The 20,988-nt window shown below is 67.6% G+C and carries 17 protein-coding genes; 8 read left to right on the forward strand and 9 right to left on the reverse strand.

All coding sequences use genetic code 11. The annotated features are described in order from the left end of the window. The first annotated feature begins 13 nt into the window (after positions 1-13). The 4 genes from QNN98_RS16125 (at position 14) to QNN98_RS16140 (ending at position 5,999) form a co-directional block, all read left to right on the forward strand. Complete coding sequence (locus QNN98_RS16125; RefSeq protein WP_283998499.1) at positions 14-1,177, forward strand: exonuclease SbcCD subunit D; 1,164 nt, start codon at positions 14-16, stop codon at positions 1,175-1,177. Next, positions 1,174-4,281, forward strand: coding sequence for an AAA family ATPase (locus QNN98_RS16130; protein WP_283998501.1), 3,108 nt, complete (start codon positions 1,174-1,176; stop codon positions 4,279-4,281). Before QNN98_RS16125 ends, QNN98_RS16130 begins: the two co-directional genes overlap by 4 nt. A 137-nt stretch (positions 4,282-4,418) precedes the next feature. Further along, positions 4,419-5,750 (forward strand): MFS transporter, encoded by a 1,332-nt coding sequence (locus tag QNN98_RS16135; protein WP_283998503.1) that lies wholly within the window; start codon positions 4,419-4,421, stop codon positions 5,748-5,750. Between the two features lie 81 nt (positions 5,751-5,831). Beyond that, positions 5,832-5,999: a hypothetical protein gene (locus tag QNN98_RS16140; protein WP_227914455.1), complete on the forward strand. Its 168-nt coding sequence runs from the start codon at positions 5,832-5,834 to the stop codon at positions 5,997-5,999. Between the two features lie 69 nt (positions 6,000-6,068). On the opposite strand, the gene QNN98_RS16145 is transcribed toward QNN98_RS16140, so the two are convergent. The 5 genes from QNN98_RS16145 to QNN98_RS16165 all read right to left on the reverse strand — a co-directional run bounded on the left by QNN98_RS16145 (position 6,069) and on the right by QNN98_RS16165 (position 10,509). Next, a complete protein-coding gene (locus tag QNN98_RS16145) occupies positions 6,069-7,046 on the reverse strand; it encodes a serine/threonine-protein kinase (RefSeq protein ID WP_229960910.1) in 978 nt (325 codons plus the stop codon). Positions 7,047-7,245: 199 nt separating this feature from the next. Further along, a complete protein-coding gene (locus QNN98_RS16150; RefSeq protein ID WP_502864797.1) occupies positions 7,246-8,058 on the reverse strand; it encodes an alpha/beta fold hydrolase in 813 nt (270 codons plus the stop codon). A gap of 4 nt (positions 8,059-8,062) precedes the next feature. Then, on the reverse strand, positions 8,063-8,392 hold the full coding sequence (locus QNN98_RS16155) for a biotin/lipoyl-containing protein (protein ID WP_283998506.1): 330 nt from the start codon (positions 8,390-8,392) through the stop codon (positions 8,063-8,065). Beyond that, on the reverse strand, positions 8,385-9,350 hold the full coding sequence (locus QNN98_RS16160) for an alpha-ketoacid dehydrogenase subunit beta (RefSeq protein ID WP_227925397.1): 966 nt from the start codon (positions 9,348-9,350) through the stop codon (positions 8,385-8,387). Before QNN98_RS16160 ends, QNN98_RS16155 begins: the two co-directional genes overlap by 8 nt. Before the next feature lie 133 nt (positions 9,351-9,483). Then, the gene (locus tag QNN98_RS16165) at positions 9,484-10,509 is read right to left on the reverse strand and encodes a thiamine pyrophosphate-dependent enzyme (protein WP_227914448.1); all 1,026 of its coding nucleotides are present in this window, start codon (positions 10,507-10,509) and stop codon (positions 9,484-9,486) included. 230 nt (positions 10,510-10,739) lie between these two features. Between QNN98_RS16165 and QNN98_RS16170 the strand changes: the two genes are divergently transcribed. Continuing rightward, positions 10,740-10,871 (forward strand): hypothetical protein, encoded by a 132-nt coding sequence (locus QNN98_RS16170; protein ID WP_269437464.1) that lies wholly within the window; start codon positions 10,740-10,742, stop codon positions 10,869-10,871. A 46-nt stretch (positions 10,872-10,917) separates the two neighbouring features. Here QNN98_RS16170 and QNN98_RS16175 read toward each other — a convergent pair whose 3' ends face one another. Beyond that, a complete protein-coding gene (locus QNN98_RS16175) occupies positions 10,918-12,351 on the reverse strand; it encodes an amino acid permease (protein ID WP_283998509.1) in 1,434 nt (477 codons plus the stop codon). 212 nt (positions 12,352-12,563) lie between these two features. On the opposite strand from QNN98_RS16175, the gene QNN98_RS16180 reads away from it, so the two are divergent. From QNN98_RS16180 to QNN98_RS16190, 3 genes are all read left to right on the forward strand, one after another. Then, positions 12,564-13,040: an Lrp/AsnC family transcriptional regulator gene (locus QNN98_RS16180; protein ID WP_227914443.1), complete on the forward strand. Its 477-nt coding sequence runs from the start codon at positions 12,564-12,566 to the stop codon at positions 13,038-13,040. 77 nt (positions 13,041-13,117) lie between these two features. Further along, positions 13,118-14,539 (forward strand): M20/M25/M40 family metallo-hydrolase, encoded by a 1,422-nt coding sequence (locus tag QNN98_RS16185; protein WP_283998511.1) that lies wholly within the window; start codon positions 13,118-13,120, stop codon positions 14,537-14,539. Further along, entirely contained in the window at positions 14,539-16,020 is a 1,482-nt protein-coding gene (locus QNN98_RS16190; RefSeq protein WP_283998513.1) for an MFS transporter, read from the forward strand. The genes QNN98_RS16185 and QNN98_RS16190 overlap by 1 nt, the downstream gene beginning before the upstream one ends. Before the next feature lie 5 nt (positions 16,021-16,025). On the opposite strand, the gene QNN98_RS16195 is transcribed toward QNN98_RS16190, so the two are convergent. The 3 genes from QNN98_RS16195 to QNN98_RS16205 all read right to left on the reverse strand — a co-directional run bounded on the left by QNN98_RS16195 (position 16,026) and on the right by QNN98_RS16205 (position 20,854). Next, positions 16,026-16,481 (reverse strand): MarR family winged helix-turn-helix transcriptional regulator, encoded by a 456-nt coding sequence (locus QNN98_RS16195; protein WP_227914437.1) that lies wholly within the window; start codon positions 16,479-16,481, stop codon positions 16,026-16,028. Positions 16,482-16,490: 9 nt separating this feature from the next. After that, a complete protein-coding gene (locus tag QNN98_RS16200; RefSeq protein WP_229960918.1) occupies positions 16,491-17,627 on the reverse strand; it encodes an LLM class flavin-dependent oxidoreductase in 1,137 nt (378 codons plus the stop codon). A 110-nt stretch (positions 17,628-17,737) separates the two neighbouring features. Continuing rightward, positions 17,738-20,854, reverse strand: a complete 3,117-nt coding sequence (locus QNN98_RS16205) for an efflux RND transporter permease subunit (protein ID WP_283998516.1) — start codon at positions 20,852-20,854, stop codon at positions 17,738-17,740. Positions 20,855-20,988 lie beyond the last annotated feature (134 nt).

A 20,988-nucleotide genomic window follows, 5' to 3' on the forward strand; every position in this document is an offset into this window, starting at 1 on the left:
TAGCTTTGAAGACATGCGCATACTGCACACTTCAGACTGGCACCTGGGCAGGTCCTTCCACGGCGTGGGAATGCTGGATGCCCAGGCGGACTTCATCGATGCACTGGTGGACACTGTCCGCGAACGCGGCGTGGACGCCGTGCTTATTGCCGGAGACGTATACGACCGTGCGCTGCCTGCGGTGGACACGGTCCGCCTGCTGGATTCCGCACTGGAGCGCATCACGGGTGCAGGCGCCGCAGTGGTGCTGTCCAGCGGCAACCACGACTCCGCTGCCCGGCTGGGATTCGGCAGCGCCTTGTTCGAGCGTGCCGGGGTGCACCTGCGTACCCGCTACCAGGACATTGCCCGTCCGGTGCTGCTGCCCGCCGCCGGCGGCACGCTGGCGGTCTACGGCATTCCCTATCTGGAACCGCGGCTGGCGGCGCCGGAGCTCGGCGTCCAGGAGCCGAACCACTTCTCCGTCACCGCTGCTGCTGTAGAACGCATCCGGCAGGACATCCGCACCCGGCAAGAGGCCGGCGCCCCCGTGGCCTCCGTGGTCATGGCGCATACCTTCGCGAGCGGCGGCATCAGCAGCGACAGTGAGCGCGACCTCGCCGTGGGCGGGCTGGGAGCTGTTCCGCTGGATCTTTTCGACGCGTTTTCCTACACCGCGCTCGGGCACCTGCATGGACGGCAGCAGCTCAGCCCCACCGTCCGTTACAGCGGTTCGCCACTGCCCTACTCCTTCTCCGAGGCGCGCCAGGCCAAGGGCGGCTGGCTCCTGGAGTTCGACGGCGACGGGCTGGTTACCGCCGAGGCCGTCACCTGGCCTGCGCCCCGCCGGCTCGCGGTGCTGCGCGGCAAGCTTGCCGATCTCCTGGCGGACCCGGCACTTGCCGATGCCGAAGACGCCTACTGCCAGGTGACGCTGACGGACAGCCAGCGGCCGGCCAAAGCCATGGAACTGCTGCGCACCAGGTTCCCGGACACGCTGGTGCTCACCTTCGACCCCGAAGGCGGGGTCCGCGGGCCGGCCCAGACTTACAGCCAGCGGCTGGCGAAAGCCACGGATGACCTGGACATCTGCTGCGGCTTCCTGGAGCACGTGCGCTCCCGCAGCGCCGCAGAGGAAGAGAAGGACCTCTTTAGGGAAATCCTGGACAAGGTCCGCGAATCGGAGGCAGCACAGTGAGGATCCACCGCCTGGAAATCCAGGCCTTCGGCCCGTTTGCCGAACGCCAGCTCATCGACTTCGACGAGCTGGGCGCACACGGCCTGTTCCTCCTCAACGGTCCCACCGGTGCCGGAAAGACCAGCGTGCTGGACGCTGTTTGCTATGCCCTGTACGGTGCCGTCCCCGGCGCCAGGCAGCAGGCCCGCCGGCTGCGCAGCGACCACGCGGACCCGGCAACCGCTCCGGAAGTGGTGTGCGAGTTCAGCTCCGGAACCCGCCGCTTCGAGGTGGTCCGCAACCCCCAGTGGGAGCGTCCGGCCAAGCGGGCCGGCGGCCGGAGCACTGTTACCGAGCAGGCAAAAACGCTGCTGCGCGAATACACCGGCGGAGCCTGGGTGGAAAAGTCTTCCCGCAATGATGAAGCCTCCACCGAGATCACCGAACTGCTCGGAATGAACCGGGAACAGTTCACCCGGGTGGTGATGCTGCCGCAGGGAGACTTTGCTGCGTTCCTGCGGGCTGACGCCGCCTCCAGGGAAGCGCTGCTGCAGCAGCTCTTCGGTACCTCACGGTTCGAGGACATCGAGCGCCAGTTGAAGGCCGAGCTGACCGAGGCGGAACAGCGCTTCGAAGCAGCCCGGGCACAGTCCGAGCACGTCCTGCGCCGGGCACGGGATGAAATCAGCCGTTACCGTGACGAGTTCGGCGCCCTGGCCGGGGAGGCGGACGACAATACGGCGGTGCCGGCCGAATCCGCGGCAGCCAGCGCGGGGATTGAACAGCCCGAACAGGAAATCGCCGCCTTCCGTGCCGAGCTGGGCACACGGACCGCTGCTGCCCGGGACGAGCTGGCGCAGCTGCGGGCAGTCCGGGAACGTGCCGAGAAGCACCTGCAGGACCTGGTTCACCTGCGGGCACGCGGCCTGGCCCTGGCGCAACTGGTCCGGGACGAAGCCGACCACGAAAAAACCGGAGCCGGGCTCCGGGAGCAGCGAAACGCGCTGGCAACCCATACTGCCGCTTCCGCGGTGGCCGGCTACGTGCGGACGGTGGACGCAGCGCAGGAACGCGCCTCGTCTCGGATTACCGCATGGGAGGCCGCGTGGACGGAGCTCACCGCCCACCCGTTGGCGGCCGCCTACCAGATGCCGTCCGTGGACCCGGTCCCCGATCCTGCTGCTGCGCTGCCCGAAGGACTTGTTGCCCGGACCGGGGCGGACCTGGCCGCAGCGAACGCCGCGCTGGAAGACGAAGAGCGCATCCATGCGCTCCTGGCCCGCGCAGCGACGGAGGAAGCCACTGCTGAAACCCGGCGCTCGCAGGCAGCCAAGGCAGGGGACACGGCGGCGTCCCTGCGCGAAGAGGAAACCCGCCTGTCATCCGAAGCAGCGGACCGGGACCGGCTGGCTGAGGGGGAGTCCCGGGCAGCCTCAGATGTGACCCGGGCCGAAGAACTGGTCGCCACCATCCGCAGCTACGCCGACTCCCGCGAAAAGGCAGGGTCCGCTGAACAGGCCGCCGCTGATGCCCGGCAGCAGTACCAGGACCTTCGGCAGGCTTGGCAGGACCTGCTGCAGGCCCGGCTTGAGCAGGCAGCAGCGGAACTGGCACAGGAACTGGCGGACGGGGCTGCCTGCCCGGTGTGCGGTGGTCTGGAGCATCCGGACCCTGCAGCTCTGCCCCCGGGCCAGACCGCAGTCACCCGGGAAGCTGAACAGGACGCCAAGGCCCGTGCCGAGGCAGCCGAGGCAGCCTTCGACGCCGCGGCGCGCGTTGCGGGCACTGCCGCCGAAGCGGCAGCTGCCCTGCGGGCACGCGGCGGCGACGGAGATCCAGCCTCCGCGCAGGAACAGCTGGACGCTTCCCTGGCAGCCTTGGAAGAGGCCCGCGCCGCCGGCCGGAAGCAGGCAGAGGCTGCCGGCAGGCTGGAGCGGATTGCTGCGGATCTGGCAGCGCTGGATACGGAGCGTTCGGGGAGTCTCCTCGAGGCGGCACAGGCACAGTCCCGGGCCGAAGCTGCCCGGGAACAGGCCGCCGAGCTGACCGCCCGGGTGGCGGCGGCATTGCACGGCTTTGAGAGCATAGCCGAGCGGGTGCAGTCGCTGACGCTCCTTGGCGGTCTCGTCCGCGCCGCGCGGGAAACCGCGGCTGCCGCCGAGGCCTCCCGTGAGGAACTTGTCCGCGTCAGCGCTGAACTCCGGGATGCCCTGGCCGGGACCGCTTTCAGCTCGGGCACGGAAGTCAGCGGAGCCCTGCTTGATGCCGCTACGGCCGATGCCTACCGTTCCGCACTGCAGGAATGGGAAGAGGAAGGCCGCCGTCTGCTGCTGCGGCGGGAAGGGCAAGAGGCTGCGGCGCCGGAAGACAACACTGGAGAGCCGCTGCCCGTACCCGATGAGGAAGACGTCGAGGAAGCCTCCGAGGCGGCAGCACTTGCCCGCAAGGAGCAGGAGGAAGCTGCCCTGCTGGTCCGGCTGCTGGAAGGATCGGCGGTCCGGCTCGCGGAGTACTCGACGGAGCTGATCCAGGCACTGGAACGGACAGCACCTCTGCGGGCGCGCAGGGACCTGCTGCAGTCTGTGGCCGACACGGCCCGCGGCGGCGGCGAAAACGAGTACAAGATGACCCTCAGCACCTACGTCCTGGCTGCCCGCCTGGAACAGGTGGCCGCAGCGGCCACCGAACGGCTTGCCGCGATGACCGGCGGGCGGTATGCGCTGGTGCACAGCGACTCCAAGGCCGGCAACCGCAAGGCCGGGCTGGGCCTGCACGTGACGGATGAATGGACCGGCCAGCACCGGGACACGTCAACGCTCTCCGGCGGCGAAAGCTTTATGGCCTCCCTGTCCCTTGCCCTGGGGCTGGCAGATGTTGTGCAGCAGGAAGCCGGGGGAGTGAACATTGAGACGCTGTTTGTGGACGAGGGCTTCGGCAGCCTCGATGAACAATCACTTGAGCAGGTGATGGACGCACTCGAGGGCCTCCGCGACGGCGGCCGGGTGGTGGGCCTGGTCAGCCACGTCGCCGAGATGAAGCTGCGGATACCGGCCCAGCTGCAAATCCTCAAGGGACGCAACGGCTCTACCGTGCACTACACCGCGGGAGAGGCAGCCATAGCCTGATCCGCCCGGCGGCATTCGTTGTGCTGGCCGCCGGTTAGGCAGCACGGCCCGGCGTGGGTAAAATCGCGCTAGTAACAAGGGTTGTGCGCACCGGGAGGGGGGACGGTGTGCGGTTCGACGTACTTGGATACCGCACCATGACCCACAACAGTTCCTCTTCCGACCCCTCACACCCCGGCGCAGCCAAGCCGGTGCCCGCCCCGGAAACGGGCCGCTACCAGGCGATTTTTGCCCTGGCCGGACGTTCCTTCTTCACCATCGGTTTCCTGGCCCGCCTGCCACTGGCCATGCTGACCGTGGGCGCGCTGACCCTGATCACCGAAGTATCCGGTTCCTATGCGCTGGGCGGGTTCGCCGCCGGCGGCGTCGGAATTGGTTCCGCAATCGGAGCCCCGCTGCTGGGGTACCTGGCCGACCGGATCGGCCAGCGTCCCGTCCTGTTGTCTACTGCGGTGCTGAACCCGGTGGCCATCGGGCTGTTCCTGCTCTCTGCCGCCCTGCTCGAACCGTCCGGTGCAGCGTTCTGGATGCTGGCCGCTGCGTTCTTTATGGGTGCCTCGTGCCCGCAGGTCGGGCCCATGGCCCGGGTCCGCTGGATGGCCATGACCGCCCGCCGCCCGCAGGGACGCGAGATGGACACTGCGCTCTCCTACGAAGGCACCGCCGATGAGCTTACCTTCGTGCTTGGACCGGCGCTGGTGGGCCTGCTCGCGGCAGCCGTCGCCCCGTGGCTTCCGCTGGCGCTGGCAGCCGTGCTCACAGCCGGGATGGTCTCGGCCTTCGCCGTCCACCGGACGGTGGAATTCGTGGTCCCGGCCTCCCGCCGCCCGGCGTCCCGCAAGGGCAACGCCCCCGCCGGTGCCGCAGCTTCCGCAGCACCGGGGGTCACCCGCCCGAAGACACAGTGGCTGGTCATTATGCTGCCCGTCCTGGGCATGGTCGCCATGGGGACCTTCTTCGGATCGACCCAGACCAGCCTGACGGCCTTTGCCGGAAGCTTCGGCGTAGCGTCCTCCGCCGGTCTGCTGTACGCCGTGATGGGACTCAGTTCCGCGGTAGCAGCCCTGTCCGTAGCCTTCTGGCCTGAGCGTTTCGGCCCGGCGGCCCGCTGGATGCTGTGCGCGGCTGCCATGACCGCCTTTACCCTGTTGCTGTTCCTGCCCGCAGACATCGCCACCATGCTGGTGGTCCTGCTGGTCCTGGGCATCCCGGTGGGGCCCACCATGGTGAGTATTTTCGGCATCGGAGCCATTGTGGCCCCGCGCGAACTGATGGGCACTGTCATGACCATGCTGGCCAGCGGGGTGGTAACCGGAACCGCGCTGGGCTCGGCGGTTGCCGGCCGGCTGGCCGATTCCTTCGGTTACGGCCACGCGTTCATTGTTCCGACGGCCGCGGCCGCAACACTGCTGCTGCTCAGCCTGGTTGCCTCGCGGGCAGCAGCGGCCCGCCGCAAAGCCGCAGCCTGAACCGCCCGCAGGTGTCGGGTGCGCCACGGTTGGCCTAGTATCGGATAAGTAGTCCCGCGAGCACCACTAAGGAGAAATACGATGGGAAATACCGAAAAGGACGCCGGCCGGGGGGATCAGCAGGAGACAGGATCACAGGGACCCGAAGGCACCATCCCGCAGAGCGAGGACGGTATTGCCGCTGGGAGCACCAACGAAGCCTCCAACTTTGAGCCCGAAGAAGACGAAGCAGCCGACGACGGCAAATAAGCGAGTCTCTTGGACAAACGGACCGGCCCCGAAGGGCCGGTCCGTTTTGCTGTGGTGTGGTGTGCTTTCCTACCCGAGGCTGGGAGCGTGGGCCGGAGGGGCGGGAATGTAGATGTTGCCGGTGGTGATCCCGCCTGTGCTTCCGGATTCACCGGTGACCGGTTCACGCAAAGCTGTCTCGCCTGCGGCAGGCGAGGGAAGATCTGGTCCGTCCAACAGGAAGGCTTCGGATGCCAGGTTCCGCAGCGTCAGGGCCACCTCGTGGGCTTCGGGACGGGCATCGACCAGCCGGGAGGTCATGGCCCGCAGGATTTCCGTCCACTCGGGCCCTACCGATTCGGGAATCGCGGGGTCACGAAGGAGGCGGGCCACGGCGGCCTCCACGATGGGGCCCGGGAAGGCCTTTTCTCCGGTCAGGCATTCCAGCAGCACCAGGCCAAGGGAGTAGATGTCCGTGCGGGGGTCCACAGCGGCACCCTGTGCCTGTTCCGGGCTGAGGTAGTTGGCCGTGCCGATGGTCGCGCCGTGCGCGGTGGCCACGGTGGCCTCGACCATCCTTGCAATTCCGAAGTCGGTCAGCCGGGGGTATAGCCGGGTGTCCTGGTCCTCCTGCGGGAAGAGCAGGATGTTGGCGGGCTTCACGTCGCGGTGGATAACGCCGTTGCTGTGCACATAGTTCAGGGCATCGGCCAGGTCGGCGCCGAGGGCAGCCGTAGCCGAGGAGGAGAGCGGGCCCTCCTTGAGCTTTCCGCGCAGGTCCGGGCCGTCCACCAGTTCCATCACCAGATAGCTTGCTGCCCGGCCCTCGTCGTCCACGCTGATGCCGGCATCGAGAAGCGTCACCAGTCCGGGATGGTTCAGGGTGGCAAGCAGCTGCATCTCGGTTTGCTGGCGGCGGGTTTCATCATCCTCGTTGACCGAGACTGCAAAGAGTTTGACGGCCACTTCGCGCCCCAGGTTCTCATCCACGGCACGGTACACCGAGGCGGCACCCCCGGAGCCAATGAGTTCGGTGGTGCGGTATCGGTGCCCTAGGAGTACATCCATGGGTGTCCTCCCTTGAGCGTGAAAGTGAAAGCGGGAACAAGCCTCAAACCATCAGTAGGCTGATTAATCTCAGGCTAGCCCACTAGCCGTTCCATCCTAGCCCGCGACAGGCCGGAATCCGGGCATATTCGAATGGACGTGACCAACTCGTAATATGGCCGCGCCGTGGCAGGGGCGGGCGAGGGCGGGCTACCGCGTGCTACCCCTTGAGGAAGTCCAGCGCTGCGCTCTTGAAAGCCCGCGAGGTGACCGCATTCGCATGGGTGCGCGCCGGCAGTGCCAGCAGTTCGGCCCGGCCGCTCAGCGCCGCCAGCTCCGGTGCCGTGGCAGCAAGGTCGTCACGGTCTCCGGCGACCAGCAGCAGCGGCATGGCCGGCACAGCCGCCTCGGGGGTGAACGGTTCCTCCTTGATGGCCTCGACCATCCGGAACAGTGCGGCGAGGTTGTTTCCGGGCACCAGCTGCGCCATCCGGAGCAGTTCTGCGGTACGGGGATCCGCTACCGGCGCGCCCCCTGCTGCCGCTTCCCGCGCAGCGTCCAGGTCGAATTCCGCCAGCGGGTCTGCACTGCCCGGACCGCCCAGCACCATCCGGTGCACCAGTTCGGGTTGGGTTGCCCCGAATTCCCAGGCCAGCCGGGATCCGAGCGAATAGCCCACCACGTCCAGCCCGCTGGCCGGGTCGCCGTCGGCGAGGGGGCGGACGCCGGCGTCCTGGGCCACCTGGAGCAGGTCAGCACGGATACGGCTGGGCCGGTAGGAATCCAGGTCGGCCGGGGCGGCGCTGGCTCCGTGGCCGGGCAAGTCAACGGTGATGACCCGCCGTCCGGCCGCAACCAGGGCGCTGACCCACCCCGCGTCGTGCCAATTCAGCTGGGAGCTGGAGGCGAAGCCGTGCAGCAGCAGCACCGGGCGCAGACCGGCGTCGGCAGTGGCGCCGCCGTCGGTGCCCGGGAACTCCCGGACGTCCAGCCGGGGGTCGGTGCCTTCCACCAGGGAACCGTAGCCGGACACGGGCCTAGTCCTCGTCCAGGGCGGCCGTGAGCCGTACCCGGCGGCGCGCGGGCGCTTCCTGCGGCACGGTGCCGACAATGCCGGCGGTGTTGTCGGGCACCTCGAACACAATGAGCGGCTCGCCAACGTTGATCTTCTCGCCGGGCTCACCGTAGATCCGGGCAACCTTGCCGGCCTGCGGGGAGGGCAGTTCCACTGCGGACTTGGTGGTTTCCACCTCCACCAGCGGCTGGTTGCGCTCCACCTGGTCGCCTTCAGCCACCAGCCATTCCAGCACGGTGGCCTCAATCAGCCCCTCGCCGAGGTCGGGAAGGGGAAAGGAAATTTCAGCCACGCCGGTACTCCAATACTCGCTGGATCCCGAACAGGATGCGGTCAATGTTCGGGATGTATTCGTCTTCAAGGTCTCCTGACGGATACGGTACGTCGAATCCGGTGACCCGCCCAACCGGGGCGCGCAGGGTGTCGAAGCAATGTTCGGTGATCAGTGCGGCCACCTCGGCGCCCAGCCCGGAGGTCAGGGGTGCCTCATGCACGACGACGGCGCGCCGGGTCCGGCCCACGGATTCGGCCAGGGCGGCGGCGTCGATCGGCTTGAGCCAGCGCAGGTCCAGGACCTCCACCTCGATGCCGTCCTCCGCCGCCAGTTCCGCGACCTGCAGGCACCGGGCCACCATGGCTCCCCATGCCACCAGTGTGACGTGCTTGCCCGGGCGGACCACCTTCGCACCTTCGACGGCGCCGGCGTCGTCCAGATACACGTCGCCCTTCTGCCAGTATCGGGACTTGGGTTCCATGAAGATCACCGGATCCGGCACTGCTACCGAGTGCTTGAGCAGGTGATAGGCCTCGTGCGGGCTGGAGGGGGAGACCACCTTGAGCCCGGGAACGTGCGCGAACAGCGCTTCCAGGGATTCGCCGTGGTGTTCGGGCGCACGGATGCCGCCGAAGCTGGGCACCCGGAGTGTCACCGGCATGGGCATGGTGCCGCGGCTGCGGTAATTCATTCGGGCCAGCTGGGTGATGATCTGGTTCACCGCCGGGTACGCGAATCCGTCGAACTGCACCTCGGGGATCGGGTGGAAGCCGGCCATGGCCAGGCCCACGGACATGCCCAGGATGCCGGATTCGGCCAGCGGGGTGTCGAAGACCCGCTCGGCGCCGAAGCGCTGCTGCAGGCCGTCGGTGATGCGGAAAACTCCGCCCAGCCGGCCCACGTCCTCACCGAGGACCAGTGCCTTGGGGTCGCCGGCGAGGATTTCGGCCAGCGCCCGGTTCAGCGCCTGCTGCATGGACAGGTGCTGGACCGGACCGTCGGCGGCGGGCACGGGTACTGCCCGCGCGGACTGCTTCGTGGCGGCGGCGGTTTCGGCGTTGGCTGCCGCAGCGTCCAGATCGGAGGAAGCGGTCGCCTCGGTGAGCTGCTCAGACATGTTCGGATTCCTCCCGCCAGGCACGGGCCTGGGCCTTCAGTGCTTCAGTGGGCTCGGCGTAAACGAAGTCGAACATTTCCCGGCCCGGCCGGACGCCGAGTGCTTCAACGCCCTCCCGGACGCGTTCGGCATTGGCCTTCGCGTCGGCAAGCGCGGTGTCCAGAAAGTCGGAGTCCGCGATGCCCTCTGCCAGGAGGCGGTCCGCCAGCAACTGGACGGGGTCCGTGCCGGCGTCGCGCCGTTCTTCCTCCAGGCTCCGGTAGCGGCCGGGGTCATCGCTGGTGGAGTGCGGGCCGCGGCGGTAGGTCATTGCTTCGATGAGGACGGGGCCGTGTCCGGCACGGGCATGGGCGGCGGCCTCACGGGTGGCCAGGACGACGGCGGCGGCATCGTTGCCGTCCACCGTGATGGCGCGCATGCCGTACCCGGCGGCGCGGGCGGCGACGGTTCCGCCGGCCACCTGTGCTTCGGTAGGCAGCGAAATGGCCCAGCCGTTGTTCTGGACGAAGAAGATCACCGGCGCCTTCAGGACACCGGCAAAGTTCATGGCCTCGTGGACATCGCCCTGGGAGCTGGCACCGTCGCCGAAGTAGGTCAGGGCGACGCCGCGGGTATCCCCGCCCGAGAGGGTCTGGCCGTGGGCCCAGCCGACGGCGTGCAGCACGGATCCGCCCACCACTGCCTGGATGGGCGCAAGCCTGGTCTTCACCGGGTCATACAGTCCGCCGTGCCAGCTGGCTTTGTGGGTGGACATATAGGCGGTCATATCTACGCCCAGGGTCAGGGCCACGCCCATTTCCCGGTAGGTGGGGAAGATGAAGTCCCGCTGCGGGTCCATGGCGAAGGCGCTGCCCACCTGTGCCGCTTCCTGTCCCAGTTCGGGTGCGTAACCGGGAATGATGCCCTGGCGCTGCCAGGCGATGGCAGCGAGGTCCAGCTGCCGGACCGCGGTGACGAGCCGGTAGAGCTCGCGCAGTTCGTCCGCGGGCAGCGCTGCCGGTTGCTGAGTAGTGTCCATAACCGCAACCTAGTGTGTCCCGACACCTTGAGCAAACTTACCGCCAAACGTTGCACACTCTGTACAAATGTGTGACGTGCGCCGCGTTTACCCTAGGCAGTTTGCGCAGGAAGCGTCCCGCCGTGCTCCCGCCGTGCCCGTACAGCACATTCATTGGGAAGGGGGTGGAATCGGGCGGCATTGGGCGTAACGTTCGACGGACCTATCCCATGGTGAGTTAGGAGCCGGACATGTCAGGAAAGTCCCCGCAGGGATCCACTTCCAAGAAGCACGGCAAGGCACTCAAGGAGAAGCGGGCCGAGAAACGCGCGAAGAGCGCCGTCGAGTCCGAATTCCTGCCCAAGCGCCGCAAGGGCCGCTAGGCAGTTCCGACCGAACGCAGCCGGCCCGGCATCCTAGGCTGCCGGGCTAGTCTGCCGGGCCGGCTGCCGGGCCGGCTGCCGGCCGGCGCCGGGCACTGCGCCGTTCGAACCGCCACGCCAGCAGGACCAGCACGGCGCTAAGTCCCGCCGTTGCGAGCAGCTGGACGCGCACGGCGTCGTCGAAGAAACCAAGGACCACAATGCCTGCCAGCAGGGCCAGGGCAAAGTAGGACAGCCACGGGAACGCCCACATTTTGAAGGTCAGTTCGGTGCCGGCCGCGTCGGCCCGGCGCCTCAGGATGATCTGGGAAACAATTGAGATGCCCCAAACCACCAGGCAGCTGGAGCCCACCAGGTTGAGCAGGATCATCAGCACGGTGTCCGGGTAGAGATAGTTCAGCACCACGCCAATAAAGCCGAACGCCACGGAGGCCAGCACGGCCCGGCGCGGAACGCCGCCGGAGCTCAGGCGGCCAAGGGCTGCCGGAGCCCGTCCGCGCTCGCCCAGCGAGTAGGCCATCCGCGAGGCACCGTAGAGGTTGGCGTTCATCGCCGAGAGCAGGGCGATCACGATCACCACTGCCATCACGGTATCGGCGCCGGGAACCTTGGCAGCGTGGAGCACGGCCACGAACGGCCCGGTGCTCAGCGCTTCACTGTCCCAGGGCAGGACGGTGACCATCACCAGCACGGAGCCGATGTAGAAGACCAGGATCCGCCAGATCACGGAGCTGATGGCGGCGGCGATGTTTTTGGACGGTTCTTCCGTGTCTGCGGCGGCGATGGTGATGATTTCGGTGCCGCCGAAAGCGAACACCACCAGCAGCAGCCCGGAGGCGACGCCGGTCATCCCGTTGGGCATGAACCCGCCGTTGTTGAAGAGGTTGTCCACTCCCGGGGACGCCACGCCGGGCAGCCAGCCCGCAATGAACGCTACTCCGACGCCCAGGAAAATGATGATGGCGGCTACCTTGAGGATCGCGAACCAATACTCGAATTCACCCAGTCTTGCCGCCCCGGCCAGATTGACCGCGGTGAAGGCAATGATGAAGGCCAGTGCCAGGACCCACTGTTCGACGCCGGGGACCAGTGACGCCGTAATGGCCGCCGCCGCCGTCGCTTCCGCGGCAATCACGATCACGATCTGGAACCACCACAGCCAGCCGACGGTGGTGCCCGCGGTCCGCCCGAGCGCCTTTTCGGCGTAGACCGAGAAGGCCCCGCTGCTGGGGTCTGCGGCGGCCATTTCCCCCATCATCCGCATGATGAGGATGACCATGGTGCCGGCGATCAGGAAGGAAATCAGCACGGCCGGTCCGGCAGCGGCAATACCGGCGCCGGAACCCACAAATAAGCCAGTGCCGATGGCGCTGCCCAGGCTCATCAGCACCAGGTGGCGCGGCTGCATCTTCCGCGGCGCAGAGGAATCCGCAGCCCCGGCGGGCGCTTGGGTGCTGGGCGGGAGGGCGGATTGTGGCATGGAAAACAGGGCCTTAGAACGTTGGACTGGCTGCCGGTGCCGCCCGCCGGCCCCGTTCCGGCGGACGTGGCAGGTCTGTACACCGCATTCCATCTTAGAGCCGGTCTGTGTACCAGCTGGTCCGGGCCCCTGCCCGAGTGGCTCTACAATTTGTACACTGCCGCCTTTCTGTTAGCCCTCTAACTGCCTCGTAACTGCCCCGAAAGGACCCCATGCCAACCGACGCGCTGGACGCCCGCATCGTGACCCTTTTCACCGACAACCCCCGGATGTCGGTGCTGGAGGCCTCCCGCCGGTTGTCCGTTGCCCGTGCCACTGTGCAGGCCCGCTTGGACCGGATGCAGCAGACCGGGGTGATCGCCGGCTGGGGTCCGCGGATCGACGCCGAGGCCCTGGGCTATGACGTGGTGGCGTACTGTTCGCTGACCATCCGCCAGGACACCGGCCATGATGCGGTGGTAGCCGCCCTGTCCCGCATCCCCGAGATCCAGGAAGTGCACACCGTATCGGGGGAGAGCGACCTGCTGGCGCGGGTGGCAGCACGCTCCAACTCGGACCTGCAGCGGGTGATCGATGCCATTGTGGCTACCAATACCGTGCTGCGGACCTCTTCGGTGATTGTGCTCAACACGCACTTTGAGGGCCGGATGCTGCCGCTGCTGAATGCGGCCGCCGTTCCCGAGAGCTGATCCGCCGTGCCGCAACGGTAGGGGACCGGGTCCGCCTGCTGAAGTGGCCTGCGCCACAGTGCGGTTACACTCGGCCCATGCTTAGCGACACCACCCCACGCACAGCCCCTGCCACCGCACTGCGCACCGGCCTCGAGGCTGCTCCCAAACTGGCCCGTCTCCTGACCTTCCGAACGGTCTCTTCGCGCGTTCCCGAAGAGATGGAACCGGACCAGTTTGTTGGTTTCATCGCCGCCCTGCCCGAGCTGTTTCCCCGCGTCCACAAGGAGCTGGAAGTGGAGCGGATCAACGGCCTGGGCCTGCTGTACCGCTGGCCAGGCAGTGACACGTCGGGGAACGACACGGCAGGCCCCGCAACTGCAGACCCGGCAACCGGCGGCTCCCGAGGCCCGGCGGTCCTGATGGCGCACTACGACGTCGTCCCGGTTGAAGATCCGCAGCAGTGGGACCATCCGCCGTTCGCGGGCACCGTCACGGAGACGTCCATCTGCGGCCGCGGTGCCCTGGACGACAAGGGCGCCCTTGCCGCCGTCCTGGAAGCGGCCGAACAGCTTCTCGCCGAGGGCTTTGCCCCGCAGCAGGACCTCTACTTCTCCTTCGGCAACAACGAGGAAACCGCAGGCGACACCGCTGCCGCCGCCGCGGATCTGCTGGCCCGGCGCGGCATCCGTCCCTGGCTGGTGCTGGATGAGGGCGGCGCAGTGGCATCCGGAGCGTTTCCGTTCGTGTCCGCACCCCTGGCCGTGGTGGGCGTGGCCGAAAAGGGGATCCTCGACGTCGAACTGGCCACCGAGGACCAGGGCGGGCACGCCTCCACACCCAACCGGATGGGCGCGACGGCGAGGCTGGCCCGGGCGGTTGTCCGGCTGGACCGCCGTCCGTTCCCGGCGGCCCTGCCGGACGTCACCGTGGAAATGATCGAGCGGCTCTCCGGGTCCGCACCGTTGCTTCCCCGGCTGGTGCTGGGCAAGGTGCGGCGCCTGCGACCGGTGCTGACCCGGGTGTTCGGGCTGCTCGGCGGCGAACCCAATGCCATGACCCGCACCACCGTGGCCGTCACCCAGCTGCGCGGCAGCAAGGGCTCCAACGTCCTGGCCACCCGGGCCACGGCCAACGCGAACATCCGGGTAGCCGTGGGCTCCAGCGTGGAGTCCACACTGGTACACCTGCGCAAAATCATCAGCGACCCGAAGGTGTCCCTGCGGGTGGTGGAAGGCAATGAGCCCTCCCCGGTATCCGCTACGGACAATGCCCAGTTCGCGCTGCTGGAGGCCAGCATCCGCAGCAGCTTTCCCGACGCCGTTCCGGTGCCCTACATCATGCTCGGCGGCACCGATGCCCGCCGGTTCACGAACATCTGCGACGCGGTGTACCGGTTCGCGCCGTTCCGGATGAGCGCCGCGGACCGGGCAAGCATCCACGCCGACAACGAAAAAATAGGCATCGAAACCTTCGGTGAGGGCATCCTGTTCTACCGCACCCTGATGGGCGCGCTCTGATGCCGGCGGTGCCAGCCGCGCCGCCCGCCGGGCTGCGGATGATCGGCAGCGTCGTCGGTTTCCTGGTGCTGGTGGAACTGACCAGCGGCATCCTGCAGGGCTATTACACCCCCATGCTCACCGACATTGCCCGGCACCTGGGGATCGACGACGGCGATGTCAACTGGTTTGAATCCGCCCAGTTGATGCTCAGTGCCCTGGCTGTTCCCATCCTTGCGAAGCTGGGGGACATCTACGGCCACAAACGCATCCTGCTGGCCTCCACGGTGCTGACGGCCATCGCTTCCTGGGGCGTCGCATTTGCCCCGGATTTCTGGACCTTCCTGGCTGCCTGGTCGCTGCAGGGTTTCTACGTGGTCTGGCTGCCGATGGAAATCGCCCTGATCTTCAGCCGGCTGCGGCAGCAACCCAACCGCGCCGTGCTGACCCGCAAGGCGGCGGGGATCCTGGTGGGCGCGCTGGAACTGGGGGTCATCGGCGGCGCACTCGTGGGCGGGATGCTGGTGGAACAGTTCGCCGGCATGCTCTGGCTGACGCTTTCCATCCCGGCACTCGCTGTCACACTGTGTATTTTCGCCGTGCAGTTCGGGGTCCCTGAGTCCACCGCCCTGGACGGCGGCACCGTGGACCGGACGGGTTTTGCACTGCTCGCCTTCGGACTGCTGACGCTGACCTCGGGACTGACCTTCCTGCGGATCAACGGTCCGGAAACCTGGTGGGCCTGGGCTGTGCTGGCAGCCGGCGCGGCGGTTTTCATCCCGTTCGTCCGCTACGAGTCGGGGCGGAAGGATCCGCTGGTGGACTTCGCGATGCTGCGCAGTCCTGCCATGTGGCCGGTGCAGCTGACCGCCGGCCTGTTCGGCATCTCGGTGCTGGGAGCGCAGGCGCCCATGTCCACCTTCGCCCGCACCGACCCCGGCCAGCACGGCTACGGGCTAGGCCTGGAGGCCTCCCAGGTGTCCATCATTATCGGAAGCTATGTTCTGGCCCTGCTGGCCGGGGCGCTGCTCTTCCCGGCGGCGGCACGGCGGACCACCCCGCGCAATACCCTGGTGGGCGCGGCTGTGCTGGTCGGCGTCGGCTACGCCCTGTTCCTGCCCTTCCACGACACCCTGCCGCAGACGCTGGCGAACATGGTGGTGGCCGGGCTGGGATCCGGTGCCCTGGTGGCGGCGCTTCCGTCAGCTGCCGCGGCGGCAGCTCCGCTGAACCGGACCGGCATGGCCACCGGCCTGACCAACACCACCAAGACCATCGGCGGGTCCTTCGCCTCAGCAGTGTTCGGCATTGCCCTGGCCAGCGCGGCCGTGGATGCTCTGTCTCCGGCCGGTGCAACCGCCACTGCGGCACCGCTGGAGGGGTACCTGACGGTCTGGACGGTGTGCTCCGTGACGGCGTTGGTGGCGGCCGCGGTCCTGCTGATGGTGCCGCGGCTCGCATTTGCCGACCCGCCGTTGACGGCGGAGGAAGCGGCCGCCTGATCCCGCTAGTCCTCCAGGCTCGCCAGCACCTTATCCGTGAGTTCCTTGAGCCGGACCAGCTCCTCACCGTCCAATGCGGGGGTGAGGAGCTCGTGGATGCCGCGCACATGGATCCGTCCCAGGCGGCGCTGCACCGCCCGGCCTTCATCCGTTAGCGACAGTTCGACGCCGCGCTGGTCCTGTTCCGCCGGCCGTCGCTGCACCAGGCCCCGGGCCTCGAGCCGGTCCACCATCCGGCTGAGGCTGGGCTGGCTGATCAGCAGGTGCTCGTTGAGCTCATTTAGCCGGCTCCAGCCTCCGGGGCACCGGGTGAGGTTGAACAGGACGTCGTACTCGCGCATGGTGAGGTCCCGAAACTCAGGATCGCGCTGGAGGCGACGCATCACCCCCACCTGGACGCGGAAGAGGGATTCCCAGGTTTCGGCTGCCTGCTTCACGCTGGCGTCGTTGGAGGAGTGCATGCTCCCAGCCTACTGAACGCCGGCAGCGGCCGCCGACGGTGACGGTGCGGATGCCGGGACTGCACCGGCTGCATCGTTGCGGGCGGCCACGCGTGCGGCGTGCGTGGGGCCGTCCGGAACGCCCGCGGGGCGCCGGCTGTCGAGTTCCTTCCGCAGCTCGGGCAGGACGTATTCGCCGAAGAGGTCCAGCTGTTCCAGGACCGTCTTGAGCGGCAGTCCGGCGTGGTCAATCAGGAAAAGCTGGCGCTGGTAGTCGCCGAAGTACTCCTGGAACGTCAGCGTCTTCTCCAGCACCTCCTGCGGGCTGCCGACGGTCAGCGGGGTCTGGGCGGTGAAATCCTCCATGGTCGGGCCGTGCCCGTACACCGGGGCGTTGTCGAAGTAGGGCCGGAACTCGTTGATTGCGTCCTGGGAGTTCTTCCGCATGAAGAACTGCCCGCCCAGTCCCACAATGGCCTGGTCTGCGCGGCCGTGGCCGTAGTGCTCGTACCGTTCGCGGTACAGTCCGATGAGCTGCATGTAGTGCTCCTTCGGCCAGAAAATGTTGTTGGCGAAGAAGCCGTCACCGAAGTAGGCGGCAATTTCGGCTATCTGCGGCGTGCGGATGGAGCCGTGCCACACAAAGGGCGCGACGCCGTCGAGCGGACGCGGCGTGGCGGTGAAGTTGCGCAGCGGGGTGCGGAACTTGCCTTCCCAGTTCACGGTGTCCTTGTCCCAGAGCTGGCGCAGCAGGTTGTAGTTCTCCACGGTCAGTTCCACTGAATCCTGCGGATCCTTGCCGAACCACGGGTACACCGGGGCAGTGTTGCCCCGGCCCAGGACCAGGTCCACGCGGCCGTCGGCCACGTGCTGGAGCATGGCAAAATCCTCGGCGATCTTCACCGGATCGTTGGTGGTGATCAGCGTGGTGGTGGTGGAGAGGATGATCCGCTCGGTCTGGGCGGCAATGTAGCCCAGGAGGGTGGTGGGGGAGCTGGCATAGAAGGGCGGGTTGTGGTGCTCGCCGGTGGCGTACACGTCCATGCCGATCTCTTCGACCTTGCGGGCGATGGCCACGGCTGCCTTGATCCGCTCACCCTCGGTGGGGATGCGGCCGGTGACGGGGTCGCGGGTGATGTCGCTGACGCTAAAGACGCCGATCTGCATGTTGGCCTCCGGAAGTTGGAATGGTCCTCAAAGTATATGCATACGCATACATTTTCCTTCCAACGGTTACCTGCCCCGGTTCATTCCCGGCTCCGGGCTCCGGGCTGCGGCTAGGCATGCATGTCGGTCTTGCTGTCCCTGCGCAGTTGGCGCTTCTCGCGGGAACCCTCAACCAGCCGGTAAAGCACGGGCACCAGGATCAGCGTCAGGGCGGTGGAGGAGATCAGGCCGCCAATCACCACAATGGCGAGCGGGCGGGAAATGAACCCGCCCTCGCCGGTGACGCCCAGTGCCATCGGGGTCAGGGCGAACACCGTGGCCAGCGCGGTCATCAGGATCGGCCGCAGGCGCTGCCGGGCACCGCGGAAAATAGCGTCCTCCACGTTCATGCCCGGCCTGCCGTCACGCGGCTGCCGGTACTGGTTGATCAGGTCCATCAGCACAATGGCGTTGGTCACCACAATGCCCACCAGCATCAGCATGCCTACCAGGGAAGGCAGGCCCAGCGGGACGCCGCTGACCAGCAACAGCAGGATGGCGCCGGTGGCCGCGAAGGGAATGGAGACCAGCAGGATCAGCGGCTGCAGCAGGGACTTGAAGGTGGCCACCATGATCACGTACACAATGGCGATGGCAGCCAGCAGCGCCAGGCCGAGCTGGGTGAAGGACTCGTTCTGCTGGGTGGCGGCGCCGCTGAGTTCGGCGGTCACGCTGGCCGGCAGGTCCACCTCCGCCAGCCGGGCCTGGACTTCGGTGATGGCCGCACCCAGATTGTCGCCCTCGGGGGAGACGGAGACGACGGCGGTGCGTTCGCCGCCGGAAGAGGAGACCGACGTCGGCACGGAGACCTCCTGGACGGTGGCCAGGTCGCGCAGCGGCACCGGACCGGAACCGGTCGGCACCGCGACACTGTTGAGCTGTTCCAGGGAAGTGATGGGCGTGCCCTCACCGATGAGCACCGGCAGGTCATCGGTGCCCAGCCGGACCGTGCCGGCCGGCAGCGGGCTGACGGTCGAGGCCACCAGCCCGGCGATCTGCTGCTCATTGAGGCCGGCGGCCACTGCCTTCGCCCGGTCGATGGTCACCTGGACCACCGGCTGGGAGGAGGAAAGGTTGCTGCTGGCCTCGGCGACGCCGGGCAGGTCGGACATGGCCGCCACAAGCGCGTCGCTGGCCGGCTGCAGATCAGCCGGGTCGCCGGCGGAGAGCTCAATGTCCACAGTGTTCGACGTGCCGAAACCGCCGCCCGTGCTGCCCAAGGTGACGTTGCCGGCGTCGTCCGCGTCCTCGATGGCCGTCCGGACGGTGTCGCGCAGTGCCACCTGGTCCACGCCCTCCTCGGTGATGACCGTGAAGTTCGCTACCGACGAGCCGCCCGCCGTGAACGCGGCCAGCCCGGAGGTTGAGGTGCCCATGGTGACCTGCACGTCCTTGACGCCGTCGATGCCGGAGAGGATGTCCTCCACCTTGCCGGCGGCCTCGGATGTGCGCTCCAGCGATGTGCCGGCGGGCAGTTCCTGCCGCACGCTGAAGTTGTTCTGGCCGGTGTCACCCAACAGGTTGGTGGGAAGCAGCGGCGTCATTGCCGCCGTGGCCAGGAGGATGATCAGCCCGGCAACCACGGTGTACACCGGGTGGCGCTGGGTGGTGCGCAGGACCGGCAGGTAACCGCGCTGCAGCATGGTCCGGGATTCGCGTTCCTCGGCCTCGGCACGGTACGCCTCGGGGTCGGCCACCGGCGGGGAGGACTTCAGGAACCAGTAGGCCAGCACCGGCACAATGGTCAGGGAGACCAGCAGCGAGGCCAGGAGGGCCAGCGTGGTGGTGACAGCGAAGGGCCGGAACAGCTCGCCGGCGAGGCCGCCCACAAAGGCAATGGGAGCGAACACCGCCACGGTGGTGAGCGTGGACGCCGTCACGGCGCCGGCCACTTCCCGCACGGCGGTGAGGATGGCCGTGCGTTTGTCCTCGCCGTAGCCCAGGTGCCGCTTGATGTTTTCGATGACGACGATCGAGTCGTCCACCACCCGGCCAATCGCGATGGTCAGGGCGCCGAGGGTGAGGATGTTCAGGGAGTAGCCGAAGGCCAGCAGGCCGATGAAGGTTACCAGCAGGGACAGCGGAATGGAGACCGCAGTGACCAGCGTGGAGCGGATGGAGAGAAGGAAAACCAGGATGACCAGCACAGCGAAGCCCAGCCCGAGCAGGCCTTCGGTGGTGAGGTCGGAAATGGACTGCTCAATGAAGGGCGCCTGGTCAAAGACCACGGTGAATTCCGCGCCGTTGCCCAGTTCCTCCTGCAGCGACGGCAGCAGGTCCATGACCTCGTGCGAGATGCCGACCGTGTCTCCGGCCGGGGTCTTGGTGACGGACACGGCCAGCGTCGCTTCGCCGTTGGTCCGGGTGATGGAGGTGGCTTCATCTTCGGTGATGTTTACGGTTGCCACGTCTCCGATGGTGACCGGTGCGCCGTCGCCGTTGCCGCCGGCGGACTCGACCGGGAGGGCGGAAATCTTCTCCAGGCTGTCCAGCGGTGCGCCCACCTGGATGGAGAGGGTCCGGCCGTCCTCATTAACGGTTCCGGCGGGCAGCAGTGCGCCGCTGTTTTCCAGCGCATCCACTATGGCGGCGGGCGTGACGCCCAGCCGGGCGAGGGCGGCGTCGTCGGGAAGGATGGCGACGTGCCGGGTGGATCCGCCGGTGACTTCTGCTGTCCGGACGCCTTCGATTTTCTGCAGGCGGGGAACGGTCAGGCGCTGCAGGTCCGCATTGAGCTCGGCCAGCGGTTCATCGGAGGACACCGCCAGATAGACGATGGGGAAATCACTGATGCTGCCGGCCAGCGACTGCGGATTGGCATCCTCGGGCAGCAGCTGCCGGGAATTGGAGATTGCACGGTCCACCTGCCCGCGGGCCCGGTCCAGGTCCGTGCCGTAGGCAAAGGTGAGGCTGATGGTGGAGATCCCGGAACGGGACGTGGCCGAGGAATCTTCCAGGCCTTCGACGGCGGTCAGCGCCCCTTCCAGCGGTTCGCTGACCTGGGCATCCACCACCTCGGGGGAGGCGCCGGGCAGGGCAGTTATGACGCTGATCTGCGGGAACTCCAGCGACGGGATCAGCTCCTGCTTCAGGGAGCTCATGGAAATGACGCCGAAAACCGCCACGAACACCGTGATCAGGGCAATGAGCGCCCGGTTGGAGAGGGACAGCTTGGCCAAACGGTCCATGATCCTGCCTTAGGAAGGGCGAACTGGAGAAGGGGAGGTGGTGCAGCGCCGAATGCCCGGCGCCTGAAACAGAGTGCGGCGGGGGCCCCCCCGGGGGGGGCGCCGGCGCCGCCGGGGCGGTGCGAGGGCCGGGC

This window comes from Arthrobacter sp. zg-Y1143, from assembly GCF_030125565.1.
Taxonomy (GTDB): Bacteria; Actinomycetota; Actinomycetes; order Actinomycetales; family Micrococcaceae; genus Arthrobacter_B.